This window comes from Psychrilyobacter sp. (assembly GCF_037132775.1).
Taxonomy (GTDB): Bacteria; Fusobacteriota; Fusobacteriia; order Fusobacteriales; family Fusobacteriaceae; genus Psychrilyobacter.
On the sequence record NZ_JBAHZY010000032.1, the window covers coordinates 1 to 17,548 of the forward strand.

Annotated in this window: 20 protein-coding genes; 1 reads left to right on the plus strand and 19 read right to left on the minus strand. The window is 32.2% G+C overall.

The window, feature by feature from the left end:
* Positions 1–268 precede the first annotated feature (268 nt).
* The 16 genes from V5784_RS01935 to V5784_RS02010 all read right to left on the minus strand — a co-directional run bounded on the left by V5784_RS01935 (position 269) and on the right by V5784_RS02010 (position 15,031).
* A complete protein-coding gene (locus V5784_RS01935; RefSeq protein ID WP_336887363.1) occupies positions 269–577 on the minus strand; it encodes a helix-turn-helix domain-containing protein in 309 nt (102 codons plus the stop codon).
* Between the two features lie 173 nt (positions 578–750).
* Positions 751–1,611: a radical SAM protein gene (locus tag V5784_RS01940; protein WP_336887364.1), complete on the minus strand. Its 861-nt coding sequence runs from the start codon at positions 1,609–1,611 to the stop codon at positions 751–753.
* Positions 1,612–1,753: 142 nt separating this feature from the next.
* The gene (locus V5784_RS01945) at positions 1,754–1,957 is read right to left on the minus strand and encodes a hypothetical protein (RefSeq protein ID WP_336887365.1); all 204 of its coding nucleotides are present in this window, start codon (positions 1,955–1,957) and stop codon (positions 1,754–1,756) included.
* 269 nt (positions 1,958–2,226) lie between these two features.
* Positions 2,227–3,105 (minus strand): ABC transporter permease, encoded by an 879-nt coding sequence (locus tag V5784_RS01950; protein WP_336887366.1) that lies wholly within the window; start codon positions 3,103–3,105, stop codon positions 2,227–2,229.
* Entirely contained in the window at positions 3,105–4,157 is a 1,053-nt protein-coding gene (locus V5784_RS01955) for an ABC transporter permease (protein ID WP_336887367.1), read from the minus strand. The genes V5784_RS01950 and V5784_RS01955 overlap by 1 nt, the downstream gene beginning before the upstream one ends.
* Positions 4,157–5,674, minus strand: coding sequence for an ABC transporter ATP-binding protein (locus V5784_RS01960; RefSeq protein ID WP_336887368.1), 1,518 nt, complete (start codon positions 5,672–5,674; stop codon positions 4,157–4,159). Before V5784_RS01960 ends, V5784_RS01955 begins: the two co-directional genes overlap by 1 nt.
* Before the next feature lie 30 nt (positions 5,675–5,704).
* Positions 5,705–6,214, minus strand: coding sequence for a purine-nucleoside phosphorylase (locus V5784_RS01965; RefSeq protein WP_336887382.1), 510 nt, complete (start codon positions 6,212–6,214; stop codon positions 5,705–5,707).
* Between the two features lie 6 nt (positions 6,215–6,220).
* Positions 6,221–6,505, minus strand: a complete 285-nt coding sequence (locus V5784_RS01970; protein ID WP_336887369.1) for a hypothetical protein — start codon at positions 6,503–6,505, stop codon at positions 6,221–6,223.
* A 31-nt stretch (positions 6,506–6,536) separates the two neighbouring features.
* Complete coding sequence (locus tag V5784_RS01975; RefSeq protein ID WP_336887370.1) at positions 6,537–7,151, minus strand: GNAT family N-acetyltransferase; 615 nt, start codon at positions 7,149–7,151, stop codon at positions 6,537–6,539.
* 177 nt (positions 7,152–7,328) lie between these two features.
* Positions 7,329–8,840 (minus strand): SpoIIE family protein phosphatase, encoded by a 1,512-nt coding sequence (locus tag V5784_RS01980; RefSeq protein WP_336887371.1) that lies wholly within the window; start codon positions 8,838–8,840, stop codon positions 7,329–7,331.
* Entirely contained in the window at positions 8,840–9,826 is a 987-nt protein-coding gene (locus tag V5784_RS01985) for a hypothetical protein (protein ID WP_336887372.1), read from the minus strand. The genes V5784_RS01980 and V5784_RS01985 overlap by 1 nt, the downstream gene beginning before the upstream one ends.
* An 83-nt stretch (positions 9,827–9,909) precedes the next feature.
* Complete coding sequence (locus tag V5784_RS01990; RefSeq protein ID WP_336887373.1) at positions 9,910–10,263, minus strand: response regulator; 354 nt, start codon at positions 10,261–10,263, stop codon at positions 9,910–9,912.
* Between the two features lie 173 nt (positions 10,264–10,436).
* Positions 10,437–12,212, minus strand: coding sequence for an excinuclease ABC subunit UvrC (uvrC, locus tag V5784_RS01995; protein ID WP_336887374.1), 1,776 nt, complete (start codon positions 12,210–12,212; stop codon positions 10,437–10,439).
* Positions 12,200–13,057 (minus strand): RNase adapter RapZ, encoded by an 858-nt coding sequence (rapZ, locus tag V5784_RS02000; RefSeq protein ID WP_336887375.1) that lies wholly within the window; start codon positions 13,055–13,057, stop codon positions 12,200–12,202. Before rapZ ends, uvrC begins: the two co-directional genes overlap by 13 nt.
* A 513-nt stretch (positions 13,058–13,570) precedes the next feature.
* The gene (gene gmhA / locus V5784_RS02005) at positions 13,571–14,146 is read right to left on the minus strand and encodes a D-sedoheptulose 7-phosphate isomerase (protein WP_336887376.1); all 576 of its coding nucleotides are present in this window, start codon (positions 14,144–14,146) and stop codon (positions 13,571–13,573) included.
* Positions 14,147–14,161: 15 nt separating this feature from the next.
* Positions 14,162–15,031 (minus strand): LysR family transcriptional regulator, encoded by an 870-nt coding sequence (locus V5784_RS02010; RefSeq protein ID WP_336887377.1) that lies wholly within the window; start codon positions 15,029–15,031, stop codon positions 14,162–14,164.
* Between the two features lie 193 nt (positions 15,032–15,224).
* On the opposite strand from V5784_RS02010, the gene V5784_RS02015 reads away from it, so the two are divergent.
* Entirely contained in the window at positions 15,225–16,040 is an 816-nt protein-coding gene (locus V5784_RS02015) for a hypothetical protein (RefSeq protein WP_336887378.1), read from the plus strand.
* A gap of 86 nt (positions 16,041–16,126) precedes the next feature.
* Here V5784_RS02015 and V5784_RS02020 read toward each other — a convergent pair whose 3' ends face one another.
* From V5784_RS02020 to V5784_RS02030, 3 genes are read right to left on the minus strand one after another with little or no spacing between them, the layout of a single operon-like run.
* A complete protein-coding gene (locus V5784_RS02020; protein ID WP_336887379.1) occupies positions 16,127–16,294 on the minus strand; it encodes a hypothetical protein in 168 nt (55 codons plus the stop codon).
* A gap of 18 nt (positions 16,295–16,312) precedes the next feature.
* Positions 16,313–16,912 carry a PTS transporter subunit EIIC gene (locus tag V5784_RS02025; protein ID WP_336887380.1) on the minus strand — a complete coding sequence of 200 codons (600 nt, stop codon included), beginning with the start codon at positions 16,910–16,912 and terminating at the stop codon, positions 16,313–16,315.
* Between the two features lie 26 nt (positions 16,913–16,938).
* A complete protein-coding gene (locus V5784_RS02030) occupies positions 16,939–17,376 on the minus strand; it encodes a hypothetical protein (RefSeq protein ID WP_336887381.1) in 438 nt (145 codons plus the stop codon).
* Positions 17,377–17,548: the final 172 nt, after the last annotated feature.

The window sequence follows — 17,548 nt, forward strand, 5'->3', positions numbered from 1 at the left end:
ATTCTCTATTCACAGAGTTTCTTTTGATCTCACCACTAACACTAGTATGCGAACGTCCTAATTTCTTACCCATAGCTCTAAGAGATAATTTTTCTCTTTCATATATGCTAAAATGTTTATATCCTTTTTTCATAAATTAACTCCTTTAATGTTTGTTGTCGTAATTACATTATATCGGTTTTTATGAAAAAAGGTCTTTTTTTATTTCAAGTGGTCGACTTGAAATGATTATACACCAAGAAGGATAATACCTATCTAGTTTAATAACTTATTTACCTTTAAATTTAGCTTTATATTCAAGCATATTAACAAACATACCCCACGCATTGTCAAAGGTATGTTTAGCTAGATTTTTTATCTTCATAGATTTAAGATCTAAATCTTTTTTTAATGAAGTCAATTCATTAGCTTGAGTATTATATGCAGTAGATTTTTTCTCATTCTCATATAATTTGATTCTCTTATCAAGAAACATATTATATATTAACCTTGTAGAGCCAAAAGTCTTATGAATTAATATTTCTTGTCTTTTAGTTGGTAGTATTCTAAATTTAAAAGCTTTGTTATATTTTTTCATAGATTTTCACCTCCTACACATATGATATACACATAATATTATAACATGTATAGTACAGTTTTAACAGAAGTAAACTATACTCAATCTCAAGATGGAATTAATTAGAAAACCTTTGCTATTCATCTCCCTCTTAATAGAAGAGGGAGTTTTCTAGCAAAATTAAGATAAAAAAATTACAACCTCCTAAAATATTCAGGTATATAGTCCTTATCTTTGATAGCTATATCTATTTCTTCTAAAATACGTCCCCTATCTTTATTTAATACTCCTTCTAAACTTAAGTAGTTAGAAGCGTGATTTACTCGAAATATAGTATTTTTCAACTCTAAATTTTCTATCATAAGTTTGGTCTCAAGTAAGATCTCCTCTGGGCTTAATAGTTCTGTTTTATTATTCTTTACATCTCTATAAAACTGAGTTCCCTCTTCTAACATCAATGTTAGGAGGGAGAGAAATTTAGGCTTAACTCTATTTAATAATTTGGCTGATTCTACAGCCTGTTCATAGGTTAACTCTTTCCCTCCTAATCCTGAGATGATCATTATAGAAAGTTTTATCCCACTCTCAGATATTTTTACCAGTTGCTTTTCCATCTCACTAGAAGTAATTCCTTTGTTTATTTTTTCCAAGATTTTATCACTACCACTTTCTATCCCTACATAGACTATATTAAGTCCTTCTTTCTGAAGTGATTTTAATCCCTCCACAGATTTAGTCTTTAGATTATTGGCGTGAGCATAGATCCCGATCCTTCTGATATTTGGCATCTTACTCCTAATCCGTTTAATTATCTCAATAAGTAGACCGGTCTGAAGTAACATTGCATCTCCATCAGCCAGAAATGCCTTGGTATAAAAATCATTGGTATAGCTATCGATATCATCAAATATTTCTTCCTTAGATTTCATCCTGAATGATTTCCCCTTATACATAGAACAAAAAGTACATCTATTGTGGGAACATCCTACGGTAACTTGTAAAATCAGACTATCAGCCTCACTGGGTGGTCGATATATTGCTCCTTCATACGGCATAATTGCCTCCTTTATCTTTCATTTTCTCTTAGTATACCATAAATATTTCTATTTACTGCCATAAAAAAAACGACTAATCCCATTACTCGGTTTAACCACTTTTGATTTTATTTTTCATTTGATATTCTTGGTAAAATCAACTTCATACTTTTAATTTTCTTACTATTTCTCTAATATCATCTATTATTATAAGTAAAAATTGAATAATTAGGACTTCTTCCTCACAATATTCATAATAAGAATTATTAGATCCTATCTCTGGTATTTCACTCCCAGTCACTTTTTCTATTCTTTTACTCATTTTATCATTAAGAATAAGTCCACTTTTAAAATGTTTATTAGTCACCGAATTTTTTTCTATGCTATTCTATACTGTTATTTCTACTCAATAAACCTTTAAAATTCTTTTAACACAATAACTCTGTAATTAAAGAAAATATCAAAAATATAGTAAACAAAAAAAAGCAGTGAATCTAATTAGATTCAGTGCTTTTTTTATTTTTTAACTCTCATACCCTACCTCGGTTTCTCTCTACGAGGTTCACATTTAAAATTAAGTATTAAATATACTTAATTTTAATACTCGTGAAATCAACCATAAAAAGAAAGAGAGTCTTAGTCGTCATTCTTGTCATACGGCTTCCCAGAACTAGCTGGTGCCACTGCCTTCCCTACTACTCCTGCTAAGGCTAGTAGTGTAAGGATGTATGGTAACATCTGAATAAATTGAGGCGGTACCCCAGTTACATATTGTTGAATTAAAGTCTGCCCTGCATCTGCAAAACCAAAGAGTAAACTTGCTCCTATTACTCCACCTGGTGTCCATTTACCAAATACTAGGGCTGCCAAGGCTATAAAGCCTCTACCTGCCGACATCTCCTTGGTAAACTGTGATAATGCACCGATAGATAGATAAGCTCCTCCAAGACCAGCTAACAATCCTGACATGATTACACCAAAATATCTCACTTTTAATACATTGATACCTACTGTATCTGCTGCTAGTGGATGTTCTCCAACAGCTCTCATCCTAAGACCCCATACTGTTTTATAGATAAACCAGTGAGATGCAAAAGCAATTGCATAGATAATAAATACTATTATAGACATCCCAAAGAGTGTAGCGGTTTTAGGTACTGTAGGAGTATTTCCAGATTGATTAAATAATACTCTTAACATAAATACTGTAAATCCAGATGCAAATAAATTGATAGCTACCCCTGACACTACTTGGTTTCCCTTGTATTTAATACTAAGGGTTGCATGAAGTAATGCCATGATTCCACCAGCCATCATACCCCCAAGAATTCCAACATATGGATTCCCTGTATAGTATGAAACTACTGCTGCTGAGAATGCACCCATCAGCATCATCCCTTCTAATCCTATATTTACAACACCTGTAAGTTCAGAGAACATCCCACCAATTGCTGTAATCAATATAGGAGCTGCCTGTCTGATTGTAGCTAAGATTAAACTTATAAAGATAGACATTAATTACTCACCTTCTTTTTTTTATCTAATATTGAATGGAACATATTTTCTGCTGCAATCAATAATATTATGATAGCCTGAATAATTATTATAATTTGACTTGGGATAGACGTGTTAAACTGCATAGATCTACCACCGGTTCTAAGTGCTGCAAACAATATCGCTGCAAATAATGCTCCTACTGGTGAATTTTTACCCAGCAGTGCTACTGCGATACCATCAAAACCATAACTTCCCATGATTCCCTGTCTGTAGGTATATTGTCCTACTCCACCAAGGATTCTTTCGGCGCCTGCCAATCCAGATAATGATCCTGCTATTCCCATGGCAAATAATATTCTCCATTTTACATTTATTCCTGCATTTTCAGAAGCTGTAGGATTAAGTCCCACGGCTTTGATCTCATATCCAGTGATAGTCTTTTCAAACATAAACCAAATAAGTATCACAGCTATTACTGCTATGATAAATCCTGCACTAAGTGCCACTTTTGTATCTGGCATCAACATAGCTAGTCTGCTGACTTCAAATACTGGAGGAGTTTGTGGACTTGGTCCCATAGGTCCCCCTGCTTTCAATGGATAGTTTAATCCATACTGCTCAAAATTTAATGCTATATAGTTTAACATGATAGTAGATATTACTTCATGTACTCCTAATTTTGCCTTTAACCATCCTGCAATTCCTGCCCAAGCAAAACCTGCTGCTGCTGCTATGATCAATACTACCACAACATTGTTTATACCAATGTTGTGTACAAAAGCTCCAACTGCTGCTGCTGCTAATCCACCCATTATAACTTGACCTTGAGCTCCGATATTAAATAATCCTGCTTTAAAAGCTACCAATACAGATAACCCTGTAAATATCATAGGTGTTGCTTCTAACAGTGTTCTTGCAATGGCCCTTCGACCATCAAAAGCCCCTGTAAACAGATAGTAATATGCTGTTAATGGATTTTCTCCTAAAAAAGCGATTATTCCTGCCCCTAAAAGTAGTGCAATGAACACCGCTAAAATAGGAACTAACAATCCTTGTAATTTTCTATTCATTATAACTTCCCTCCAGCCATTAAGATTCCGATCTTTTCTTCAGTAGCATCTTCTCTGTCGAGAATTCCTGTAATCTCTCCACCACACATAACTGCTATTCTATCACTTAAGTTTAAAATTTCAGATAGTTCTGCCGATACTACCAACACTGCCTTTCCAGCCTTTTTTTCTTCCAAGATTAACTTATGGATAGCTTCAATAGCTCCAATATCTACTCCCCTTGTAGGTTGCGAAGCTATTATAAAGTCATGCTTCTTCTCCAATTCTCTAGCCACAATTACCTTTTGTTGGTTTCCACCTGATAGTTTCCCAAAAGCTGTTTTTGTTCCTCTAGGTCTTATATCGTGAGCTTCCATACAAAATTCTGCTTCTTTTTCTAATTTATTTACATCGAGTAATATCTTGTTTTTAGTAAATTTCTCTCTATGTACTCCAAAAGCAAATGTATCTCTAACTGAAAATTCTGATACTGCTGCTCTTGCATGTCTGTCTTCTGGTATATGAGCTAAACCTGCTAATGTAATATGCCTAGGAGTTTTACCTGCTAGATTTTCATTATTTAAAGTGAAAGTTCCAGATTCTACCTTTCTTAATCCTGTCATAGCTTCTACAAGTTCTGATTGTCCAGATCCTTCTACACCTGCGATTCCGAATACCTCTCCTGCTCTTATGTCAAAGGATACTTTTTTTACCGCTGGCAAGCCTTTATTATTTTTCACCTCTAAGTCTTTGATCTCTACTATTTTTTCACCGATAGTAACCACTGGTTTTTCAGTAGTAAATAGTACTGGTCTACCTACCATGGCATTGGCAATCTTTTGCTTTGTAGCATCTTTTGTTTCAAAATTTGCTACATCTTTTCCCCTTCTGATTACTGTGATATTGTCTGAAATATCCAATACTTCTTGAAGTTTATGGGAGATAAATATAATAGTTTTCCCCTCTTCAATAAGATTATCCATTATCTTATACAGTTCCTTTACCTCTTGAGGAATAAGTACCGCTGTAGGTTCATCAAATATAAGCAGTTCAGCTCCCTTAAATAATATCTTTAGGATCTCTACCCTCTGGTGGATTCCAACTGAAAGATCTGATATTATGGCATCTGGATCTATGGCCAAACCATATTTTTCAGATACTTTTCTAACATCTTCACGAGCCTTGTTTATATCAAGGTTCATTCCCTTAGTAGGCTCTACGCCTAGGATCATATTTTCTGCTACTGTTAGAGTAGGAACCAACATGAAATGTTGGTATACCATTCCTATCCCTAGTTTACCTGCTTCTCCAGGTCCTTTTATATTTATAGCCTTTCCATTTAAAGATATAGTTCCAGATGTAGGAGTATATAACCCATTTAATATCTTCATCAATGTGGATTTCCCGGCACCATTTTCTCCTACAATAGCATGCTTTTCCCCTTTTACTATGTTTAAAGTGATATCATCATTTGCTACGACTTTCCCACCTAAAAAAGTTTTTCTCATATTTTTTATTTCTAAAATATAGTTTGCCACTCTGATCCTCCTAGAACCCTTTATATTTTTTTATCCTATTTTTTTTACTATGTTTATTATCCAGTTACAAAAATTTTCCCCAGCTTTTTTCACTACATCCACTACATCTTCGTGAGAATGTGCTTTTTTTGCTATTCCTGTAGCCATATTTGTAATGCAAGATATTCCTAGTACATCTATTCCTAGATAGTTTGCTATAGTTACTTCTGGTACTGTAGACATTCCTATAGCATCTGCTCCCATCATAGTAAATGCTCTTACCTCTGCTCCAGTTTCATATGTAGGTCCTGTTGTCCCTAAATATACACCTTCTTTATAAGCTATACCCAAATTATCTGCAACTTCCTTGGCCAAATCTCTAAGGTATATCTTATAAGCTTCTGTCATATCTGGAAATCTTGGTCCAAATCTGTCGTCATTTTTACCAATGAGCGGATTAGTTCCAAACGCATTGATATGATCTGTTATTAACATCAATGTTCCCGGGTCATAAGTTTTATTACTTCCACCAGCAGCATTACTAACTATTAATTTTTCAATCCCAAATTACTTCATTACATAGATAGGATAAGTTACTTCTTTCATCTCATACTCTTCATAGAAGTGAAATCTTCCCTTCATTGCTACTACTTCTACTCCACCAATTTTTCCAAATACTAATTTACCATCGTGACCTGCTACAGTTGATACAGGGAAATTTGGGATATCACTATAATCTATCTCCATCTTTTCCTCTATAAAATCTACCATGTTTCCTAATCCAGAGCCTAATACTATGGCTATTTTGGGTCTATATTTTGTTGTTGCTTTTAAAAAGTTTGTTGTTTCCATTACTTTATTTATACATGAATTTTACCTCCACCTAAATTTTTTTAATATATAGATCTTTTGTTGTCTCTTTAAATCCAACTTTTTTTAGATACCGTCTATGAGAATCCTCTGTAGCTTCTGTCATTAATTTGTGGATCCCATTCTTTTTAAAATACTCTGTATGCTCATCAAAGAAATATTTCCCCAGTTTATAATCTCTATATCGAGGGATTACATAGTCAACTTTTATAAAAAACACACCTTCTTCATTTTTTTCTCCCAATAAAATTCCAGCTATATTGTTATTTCTCAACATATACAAGCCTTTATTTTGAGCTTTTAATTTATCTTTAGATATTTGTTTTTCTATCTCTTGCATATTCACCTTTAAGAAATAATTAAAATATTCAGATTCTGTCTCAGCCTCTACAAGTTGAAACTTCTCTTTGGTATTATAAATATTATATAAAAAATATAAATTTATAAACGCTATACCAACATTCATAAGTGCTGTAGGCAGAGAATGAATTAAAAATCCAAAGGTCGCAAATAATATACATCCCACAAAGTTAATCCATCTAAGTTTAATGATTGAACTCATCGTTAAAGATATAAGAACTACTAATGAAGCTAAGTAACCAAACCAGTCAATCCAGTTAATTTCCACTCAATAACCTCCTATAAACAGTTTTTATATTATACTAAAATTTAAAGTGCAAGTCAAAGCTATTCCACCTATTCACACAGGAATCAACATCATAAGTGCGCACTAATCAAATTTAAGCACCTTTTCTAAACAAATAATACTGTTTAAAAACAAAAATAAAAAGGACAAAAGTCCTTTTTATAATTCAATTTTTAAAATTACGAAGGTCATATCATCTATTTGTTCCTTTTCTTCCACAAAATCATCGAGAGAAGCTAGGAGTTCAGCTTTTATCCCTTCAGCACTGAGATCATAGGTCTTTTCTATAACTTCTTTCAACCTTTCAGTTCCATAGAGTTCTTTTCTTGGATTTTCAGCTTCTGTCAATCCATCAGTGTAGTATAAAAGGACATCACCCTTCTCTAATTTTACCTTCCCCATCCTATACTCATAGGATTCCAAGAATCCTATTGCTACTCCTTTAACATTTACCTCTAAAACCTCTCCAGTTCTAGCTTTATACAAGATAAGCGGATTATGTCCTGCATTGGAGTAATAGAGTGTCTTAGTTAAAAAATCGTACTGGCTATGAAATATAGTTACAAACATATCTTCACTTATGTCTGGATAGATAATATCGTTTAGATCGGTTAAAACTTCAAGTGGATATGAATCTTTATATTCTAATGTTTTCAGTACAGATCTTATTAGAGCCATCAAAAATGCAGCAGGGACTCCTTTCCCACTCACGTCTCCTATGGTTATCCAGAGTTTATTCTCACCAGAAAGGGAGTAATCGTAATAGTCTCCTCCAACTTCCTTGGCCGGATTAAAGTATTGAGCTATCTCGACACCGTTTATATCTCCCAATGACTGGGGTAATAGTTTCTTTTGAATATTTGAGGCAACTTCGAGTTCATTGTCTAGACGTTCCTTTATTATCAGTTCCGAATATATTAACGCGTTATTTATAGCAATAGCTACCTGAATAGCCAGAGCTGAAATTGTAGCTTCATCACTATAGCTTAACTTATTTTTATCTTCAACTATATATATTACTCCTAGTTCCTTTCCTTTCACCACCAAGGCAGAGATAACTATACTTTCATCCTCTGTAGCCTCTATAGATTTAGATATCTGAGTATATATATTTTTATAATCACGTCTACTATATTTAGCTAGTTCTTCCAATGAAAATTTTACATTACTTGTATTTATAAACTCCCCTTTAGTTTGTTTCAACTCTAATTTCCCATCTTTCCACAGGTATACAGCTATCTTTTTTACCCCTGTTAAAACAAAGTAAGCATCTAGAATAACTCCTATGATCTTATCTAATTCCAAGGTTGACAAGACAGTTCTTGCCACTGCATTTATGTTAGATAAATTAGCTACTTTTTTTTCTAGTTCCTCATTAGAGTATTCCAATTGAGCCGATTTTTTTAAAAGAGAATCATAGGTAGCACTCAGTTCTTCCTTAAATTCCTTTAATTCCTTAATTGAATTATTTAATTGTGCCTCTTGAAACCTTATGGTTTTTACCGTTTCTTCATAGGATTCCTTGAGCTCATCCATTATTTCCGTGTAATCTTCCCTCTTACCTATTTTTTCTAAAAGTGTGTGCATCTCATCTATATTTTTTCTTTCATTTTTTTTCAGGAGTATTACTGATAATACCCCGACTATAAAAACAATTAAAACATATTCCATTATTTTCCCTGCCTCTCTTTATAAAATTTTGGGTTTAAAAAATCATCTATCAAAAGTTCATCATCTATAATCAATAAATCTTTTAAAGATATATCTTTAACTTTCACCTTTAGGTTATAGCCATCATAATAGTTTACCCTATATTTCCCACCGTAAAAAAATACATAATTCCCATCTAAAACTGTATAACCATTGTATAATCTATTTTCTACCACTACAATTTTTGAATCAAATTTTAATTGATTCCCCATTATTTTTTTTACGTCTACATCCTCTACACCACTTAAATATAGATATCCTTGTTCCTTAAAAACTTTAGGAGTTATATCTGTACTTCTATATATATATACATCTTTTTTCTCCCAATACTCATTTTTATTATCAGAATAGGGCTTTTCTATCTTTAGAATTAAATTTAATTCTACTTGCTCTATTATTTTAAATGTATTTTTTCTCTTCTCCTCCATCTGTAGAATGAGTTTTTCTTTATCTAATTCTGTATAGTTTGCCCCACTATTAAAAAATTCATTACTCCTCATTATTTTTTTCCAAAAATAAACCTGTTTATTTAGGTAATATTGAGTTCTTCCAACTTTTTCATCTAATTTTATTACCACTTTTTTATCTATACTATCTCTGTCTATCTGTGATAATTCCGATGCAGATTTTGAAAACGCGATCTCTTCTGGAAGAACATAGTTATTTTTTAGATGGCTAATATCATCTTTAAGTTCCTGCGAATACATAATATTTATTGTCGAATCATAAACCAAAAATTTCCTCATAAGGATATCAAAATCATTATAAAATTTTATTTTGTCTTCATACTTTTGAGGATAATCAATACTATAGAGAATCAGCTCATAATCTCCTTTTTTTATTTCCTTTTCAAATGGTGCTCTATGATATCTTTCTTTTACCTTGGATACTCCTGTACAGGAAACAGTGCTTAAGGCCAATACTAAAAGCAATATATATTTATACACTATTTACCTCCCCTCTTTTCTTGATTTTTTTAAGCCCTTTCCTTCTTAAGTTTCGCCGTGCGAGGATGTCCGATAGGACCGGGTTATCTTACTTGTTTTTTTATCTTCTCAGCTAATTCATCTATATCAAAAGGTTTCTCTATAAATTCTTGGATCTCTACTCCTAAGTTTTCCACGACTCCCTCTAAATGACTAAATGCAGTCAAAACAAATACCGGGGCATCTGTTATCTCCCTCAACTTTCTCATGGCATCCAACCCATTCATCTGCGGCATCTGAATGTCCATTATGATAAGGTCAAAATTTCTCTCTTCTAACATCTTTAAACCAACTATGGCTGTCTCTGCTTCAAAGACTTCCATATCTATGTCTTCAATTATCTCTCTCAGTAACAACCTAATACTCATTTCATCATCTATAACTAATACCTTCTTCATATCTCCCCCCCTTTATTGCCTTTAGCAAACTTATAACTTAACAAATGAATAAAGTATATTTAAAATATTTTTTAGCTAGTTAAGGTTTCTCTTAAACAATGACAATCTTTGGATTTAAACCTTCTATGCTCCACTTTTAAATTTCTTAATTCTAAATTACTCTATTTCACTTTTCACTTTTCAGTTTTAACCTTTTTTATCTGCCTTGCTATTCTCTCTGGTACTACTTCTAATAGTTCTTCTAAAGCTGCTTCCTTTATCCTTTTTACTGACTTAAACCTTTTTAGTAGATCCCTTTTTCTTGTTGGACCTATCCCTTGTATTTCATCTAACTCACTAGATATCACCCTTTTTTTACGTAAATTTCTATGATAGGCTATCCCAAATCTATGAGCCTCATCCCTTAACCTCTGCAATATCTTTAGAGATTCTGAATTTCCAGGAAAAATATAGGAGCTATTTCCCCCTGCTTTAAACACTTCCTCTTCCCTCTTGGCTATACTGATTATATCCACCAGATGATTCTTTTTTAATTTTAAAAAAACTCCCTCCACTGCATTTAGGTGACCCAAACCCCCATCTATTAGGATTAGATCGGGTAGATCTATCTGGGCTAATTTAGAATATCTTCTTCTTATCACTTCTCTCATCATATGGTAGTCATCAGGAGTGTCCTTGGTTTTTATCCTAAACTTTCTATAATACTTCTTAGCTAGTCTTCCTTCTACAGATACACTCATTGCTCCTACAGCATCTTTTCCAGAGATATTAGATATGTCAAAACACTCTATTTTTCGAGGGGATTTATTTAAATTTAAAGTTTCATAGAGAGCATTCATCCCCTCCTCCAATACATTTTTTTGGTTGTAATATTTTTTGATCTCTTCATCTAAATTAAGATATGCCATCTCCAAGAGTTTTTTTCGCCTGCTCTTCAATACAGGAAAATATAGTTTTAAATTTATACTGAGGAAACTTTTCCCCCATCCCTCTAAAATTTTTTTTCTTTCTATAAACAAGCTATCCAAGATTATATTTTTAGGCATTTTTTCATTGGAATAATATCTTAAAAAACTCTCTACTAAAATATCTTCTTCCATCAGTATATCTACCTTTAAGTTATTTATCCCTATAATCTTCCCATCTCGAATTTTTAATATAGTCAAAAACAATATATCTCCATCCTGTCTACATACAAACACATCCTCATCTATATCTTTTAAAACTTCCGTCACCTGTGTTTTCAATGAATTTTCAATGGCTGTAATTTGTTCCCTGTACTGTATGGCTTTTTCAAACTTCATAGAGCTACTAGATCTATCCATATCCTCTTTCAGTTGCTTTAATAGTTTGTCTCCCCTGCCCTTCAAAAAATATTTGGCATTTTCAACACTTTCTTTATATGTTACCTCTATATCTTTATAAACACAAGGCCCCATACATCGGTTCATATAATACTTTAAACAAGGTTTAGGATAAGTTTTTTTCATATCCCTCTTACAATCCCTTACTTTAAATATCTTTACAAGGGTCTTTAATAAAAAACCACTTCCATTTGGATAGGGTCCGAAATAATCTCCATTTTTAACATCTATATCCTTATTCCTTCTGATAATAGAAATCTTAGGAAACCTTTCTATAGATATCTTGATATAAGGATAGGTTCTTTGATCTTTTAGGAGAATATTATATTTCGGAAGATATTTTTTTATTAAATTATTTTCTAAAATAAGTGCATCTAATTCACTCTTACACACTATAAATTCAAGGTCTTCTATATGATCTAACAGTTCCATTGTTTTTTTATCTGTATGAACTTTCTTAAAGTATGAGGAAACTCTTTTTTTTAAATTTTTAGCTTTTCCTATATAGATTATTTCTTTTTTCCCTTTCATTAAATAAACTCCAGGAAAATCTGGAATCTCATATTTATCTATTAAAGACTCCATCTCTCCTGCTCCCTATGATTTAATAATACCTTAATATTTTTCTTTTTGCTAAAATATTCATAAAGTTTATTGGTTATAGTCACCGATCTGTGTTTTCCACCACTGCAGCCTATTCCTACAGTTAAATGGGTCTTGCCTTCTTTTATAAAGTGAGGCAGCAAAAACTCCAGCATCTCCTCTATCTTCTTCAGGTATTCTTCACTTCCATTTCCATTCATTACATATTCTTGAACCTCTTTATCATTTCCATTTTTAGGCCGTAATTCGTCTATATAGTATGGATTTCTCAGTGATCTTGTATCAAACATCATATCCAAATCTATAGGTGCTCCATATTTAAAACCAAATGTAGTTATGGTCAATACCAGGTCTCTTATCTTTTCATCTTCTAATTTCACCTTTAAATTTTCAATCATTTTTTTCGGTGTGAAATTACTGGTGTCTATTATTATATCCGCTAATTCCCTTATTTCAGATAACATCTTTCTCTCTAAAGATATATTTTCAATCATAGAATTAGATTTTTCCAAGGGGTGGTACCTTCTAGTCAGGTTATACCTATTTAAGATTACTTCATCCTTGGCATCTAAGTAAAGAATCCTGTAAGAAACACCCGCCCTTTTTAGACTCTTTAATAGTTCTAAAAATTCATCTATCCTTTCAAATGACCTAATATCCATCCCTATGGCGATTTTTTTTATCCTTTCTTTATATACAGACAGCTTAAATCCATCTATTAAAAAACACGGCATATTATCTATAGTCATATATCCTCGATCTTCAAAATAATTAAGTGCTGTTGATTTTCCGGCACCACTCATTCCCGTTATAATTAATATTTCCATTATTTCACCTCAAATACTTTTATACTTATATATTATCAAAATAAGGCTCAATTTAATAGATATAAAAAAAAGACCTCATAGAAGTCTTTAAACAAGCCCTGACCTATAGTCCTCTGTATAGTTTTGGTCGCCTGGTTCAAAAAGTGGTAGTCAGATATATATACTATACAGTATCCGTAGGGGCTCGTTATACCCTCGTGATTTTTCTGATCTATTATATACAGCGCCAACTCCGGCGACGACATTAGGCCCAAAACATCAAGAATGGTCGCTAATAGGTAAGGTTTCTTGCTAATTAAATAATACTACAAGATATAGGTGGTGTCAACAGTTTTTTGGAGCTTGTTTAAAGATTAAGTTTTTTCGACCTATACTTTTTTGCAAGGATTTTTTAATATTATCAGGAAATTATATTTATATAAAGTGCATCTGGGAGGCATTTTATACCATTTGGGGAACATAAAAAAAGCTAGAAAATCAAAATGATTTCCTAGCTTTTTTTATGCTTATTCCTTAATATTGCTCAGGAAACATTATTCTTTCTACACCCTCTATGATAATGTGTAAGATCATCATATGAATCTCCTGTATTCTATCTGAAGTTTCCCCCGGAACAATAAATTCATAGTCACACATTCCCTTTAACTTTCCTCCGTCTTTTCCCAAAAGTACACAAGTAGTCATCCCTAGATTTTTAGCCTCTTCCACTGCTCTTATTACATTGGTAGAATTTCCACTAGTAGATAATCCGACAAAGAAATCGCCTTTCTTACCATAGGCTTCTACACCTCTTGCAAATATTTCATCAAAACCAAAATCATTTCCTACACAGGTTATGTGAGATGAATCTGAAAGCGAGATGGCAGGCAGTGCTCTCCTATTCCCTCTAAATCTCCCTGTGAATTCCTCTGCAAAATGAAGGGCATCACAATTACTCCCACCATTTCCACAGATAAGTACTTTATTTTTATTTTCAAAAGCTTCTGTTAATTTTTTAGCCACCTTCTCTGTTAGTTTTTCTTCTTTTTCCTTCTCTATAAAATCTTTCAATAGATTTAATTCTATTTCATATGATTCAATTAAATTCATATTTCCCTCCCTTTCTTATGTGATTTTAAAGTTTTTCGTAAAGTTTATAAATTTAATGATCTCCAATAAGCTTCTTTTATCCTTTGTGATAGCTATTTGATATCCATCTGATACTTCACTTATTTTTTCAATAACTTTGAATTCTCCTGATTTAATTTCATTATAGACAGTATAATAAGGTAGTACTACATTCCCTACTCCTTCTCTAACGAAAGACTTGATCACACTTAAACTTCCACTAATTGGAATTTTAGTTTTAAATTCTATTCCATGGTTATTCTCTATGGCTGTTACCGCTTCATTATGTTTTAGCATTTGTTTCCGTACAATAAGAGGAATATCAGCAACTTCCTTGATATCTCTATAATCTCTTGCACTGACTAAACATAGCGGGAACTTCGCTACATCTATAATTTCTAAATTTACATCTGTTATATGAGTTTCATCGATGATAGCTACATCTATATCTCCATCTCTTAATTTCTCTAAAATTTCTTTTTTTGAAGCTATAACAATATCATATTCTATCTCTTGATATACCTTAGAAAATCCCTTCATCAATTTTGGTAGCAATGGTTCCCCTATGATAGTCGTAGCACCAATACTTATTCTGGCTCTATCTACTTCTACTATTCTTGCCATCTCTTTTTCCACACGTTTAACCTTTTGAAAGATATCTTCACTCATCTTGTATAGAACTTCTCCTGAGTAAGTTAATTTTATCTTTTTTGAACTCCTATCAAATAACTTTGTTCCTAATAACTCTTCAAACTTTTTTACCTGTATAGAAACTGCTGATTGATTTATGTATAGATTATGTGCTGCTTTTGTAAAACTACACTCTTTGGCAACTTCATAAAATATTCTTAAGTAATGTAAATCCAATTTTCCCACCTCAATAATTTTATTATATTTTCAGTATACTACACATCTATAACCTTATTCAATAACTAATTTCAATAATCTAAAACACCTTCTAAAGTTTTCCCAATAATGTTTTTTTCTTTTAAGTTTCCATGCATTTTTTTCAATAAAATGATATAATTTATTTAATATAAATCATTTAGGAGGAAAACCCATGAAAAATTCAATATTTTTCTTTTTTTTCTTAATCTTAATAAATATTACTACCTTTTCCAGTGTGGCAACGACCTCTAAAGGTATTAAAATTATTGAGGTCAAGGGTCAGTATATCGATCTTAGTATTTTACCCTACAATGGAAGAAACATAGTATTAAATCAACTTTCGGATAAAAAAAATCCCATAATAAAAACCAATATAACTAAAAATAGTTTACAATATAATTTAAACAATGATAAAAAAAACAGTTTTTTTAAAACCAAAGTTAAATTCAATCTTTTGATACCTCAAAATACTAATTTTAAATATCTTATAAAAACTACAAATAGTTCTATCTCTGTAGATGGAATAAATGGAAAATTATCTATAGATAACTCCAAGGGGGAGGTTACTATAGATAAACTTATCGGCGATTTAGACCTTTTAAATTCAAATAAAGATATTAAATTATCCAATATTGTAGGAGATATTTCTGTAAAAAGTTACTTCAGTCAAGTAACTACTAAAAATACTCTGGGTACCCTCAATATCCAAACTACCCATAAAAAAATAAAAATAAAAAATGCTGAAAGAATAGGAAATATTTCTACAACTAACGCTCCTATTTTAGCTGAATTTAAAAGTATTACCCCCGATGCAAAAATAGTTACTTCAAATCATAATCTCACTATAAAGACCCCTGAAAATCATAATTTTAATTTTTCTATTTTCGGCGATCTAATTCATATAAAAAATGAGTTTTTACAATTAAAAATTGATAATTTTTTAATCTTAGGAACATCTAATGGGACTATAAGAATTGAAAAGAAGTAGAAGATGGATAGATTTCGTTTTCTACTTCTTTTGACTTTAAATACGTGCACTATCACGAAAGTTCAGTTAGTTGTAGATTAAAAATTTTAGGATAAATCTACATTTTTACACCCAAATAGATATGTAAGGATAAACCCAGAAATATATGCGATTACTAATGCTGAAACATATAAAACTATTGCTATCAACATACCCTTGTTTGATGTCATCGCAAATGATCCTAGGATTCCTGAAGATCCAAATACAGTATTCAATCCAAAAGTAAATCCTACCTAAGACATTATACCTATATATACTCCTCCAATTGCTCCTCCTGTCATAGATGTAAAGAACGGTTTTACCCTGGGCAGTGTCACACCATAGATCAATGGTTCTCCTATCCCTAAGAAACCTGGTACAATTGCTCCCCTGATATTTTCTCGTAAATTGGATTCTTTAGGAGATTTCACATACAGTGCCAGTGCTGCTCCTACCTGTCCTGCTCCTGCCATGGCTAATATTGGAAATAATGAGTTCATCCCAGTTGTTTGTACCAATCCTTGATATACCGGCACAAAACCCTGGTGTATCCCCATCATAACTGATGGGAGGAATAAGCCTGCCAGGATTCCTCCTCCAATTGGATTTCCATTTAGATTTACAAAAGCATAGTTCATGAGACCTAATAGTTTAAAGGATAATGGCATTATCAATATATAAGTCAATGTCCCCATACCTAATAGAGTAATTATAGGAGTTGTAATTATATCTGTCGGCTCCCAAGAAAATTTCTCCCTGATAAATATTTCAAATTTAGCTGCGATTATTGCAGTAAATAATATCCCTATCATCCCACCACGTGGCTCAATAGCATGACCAAAAAAATCTGTCATACCACTGTTTCCACCATCACCATATCCTAGTAAAAATAGCCCAGTAACATCCCTCCTATTACCCCTGATCCTCCAAATACCTTAGTAGCGTTGAACCCTATCATTATATACATAAATTTATTCAACGATTTATTGAATACATTTATATAGTCAAGCCAGTTACCTGTTATATTTAATTCTTTGCACAAGCCTGCTAATCCGGCCAGCATCCCTGCTGCAATAAACTCCGGAATTAATGGAACAAATATATTAGAAAAATTGGCCATAAATCCTTGAAATTTACTTGTTCTTTTGGTTTTTACAGTATTTTTTTGATTTTTTACTGCCTCTTCAAAACTTTCTTCTCTACTCATTTGATTTTTAGCAGTTAATTTATAGAGTTCATCCAGGGCTATATATGCTTTTTTTACCTTTCCAGGCCCAAATATTAATTGTAATTCCTCACCATTTTTATTTAATCCCAATACTCCATCTATAATGGTCGTATAAATTCATACAAAGAGTGTTTAACCTTAAGCAAAAAAATAGGGTATAATTTAAGAAAACAATATGGAGGATTTTGATTATGAATACACGAAAAACTTACTCTTCTAAGTTTAAATTTAAGATCGTTTTGGAAGCTTTTACAGAAAGAGA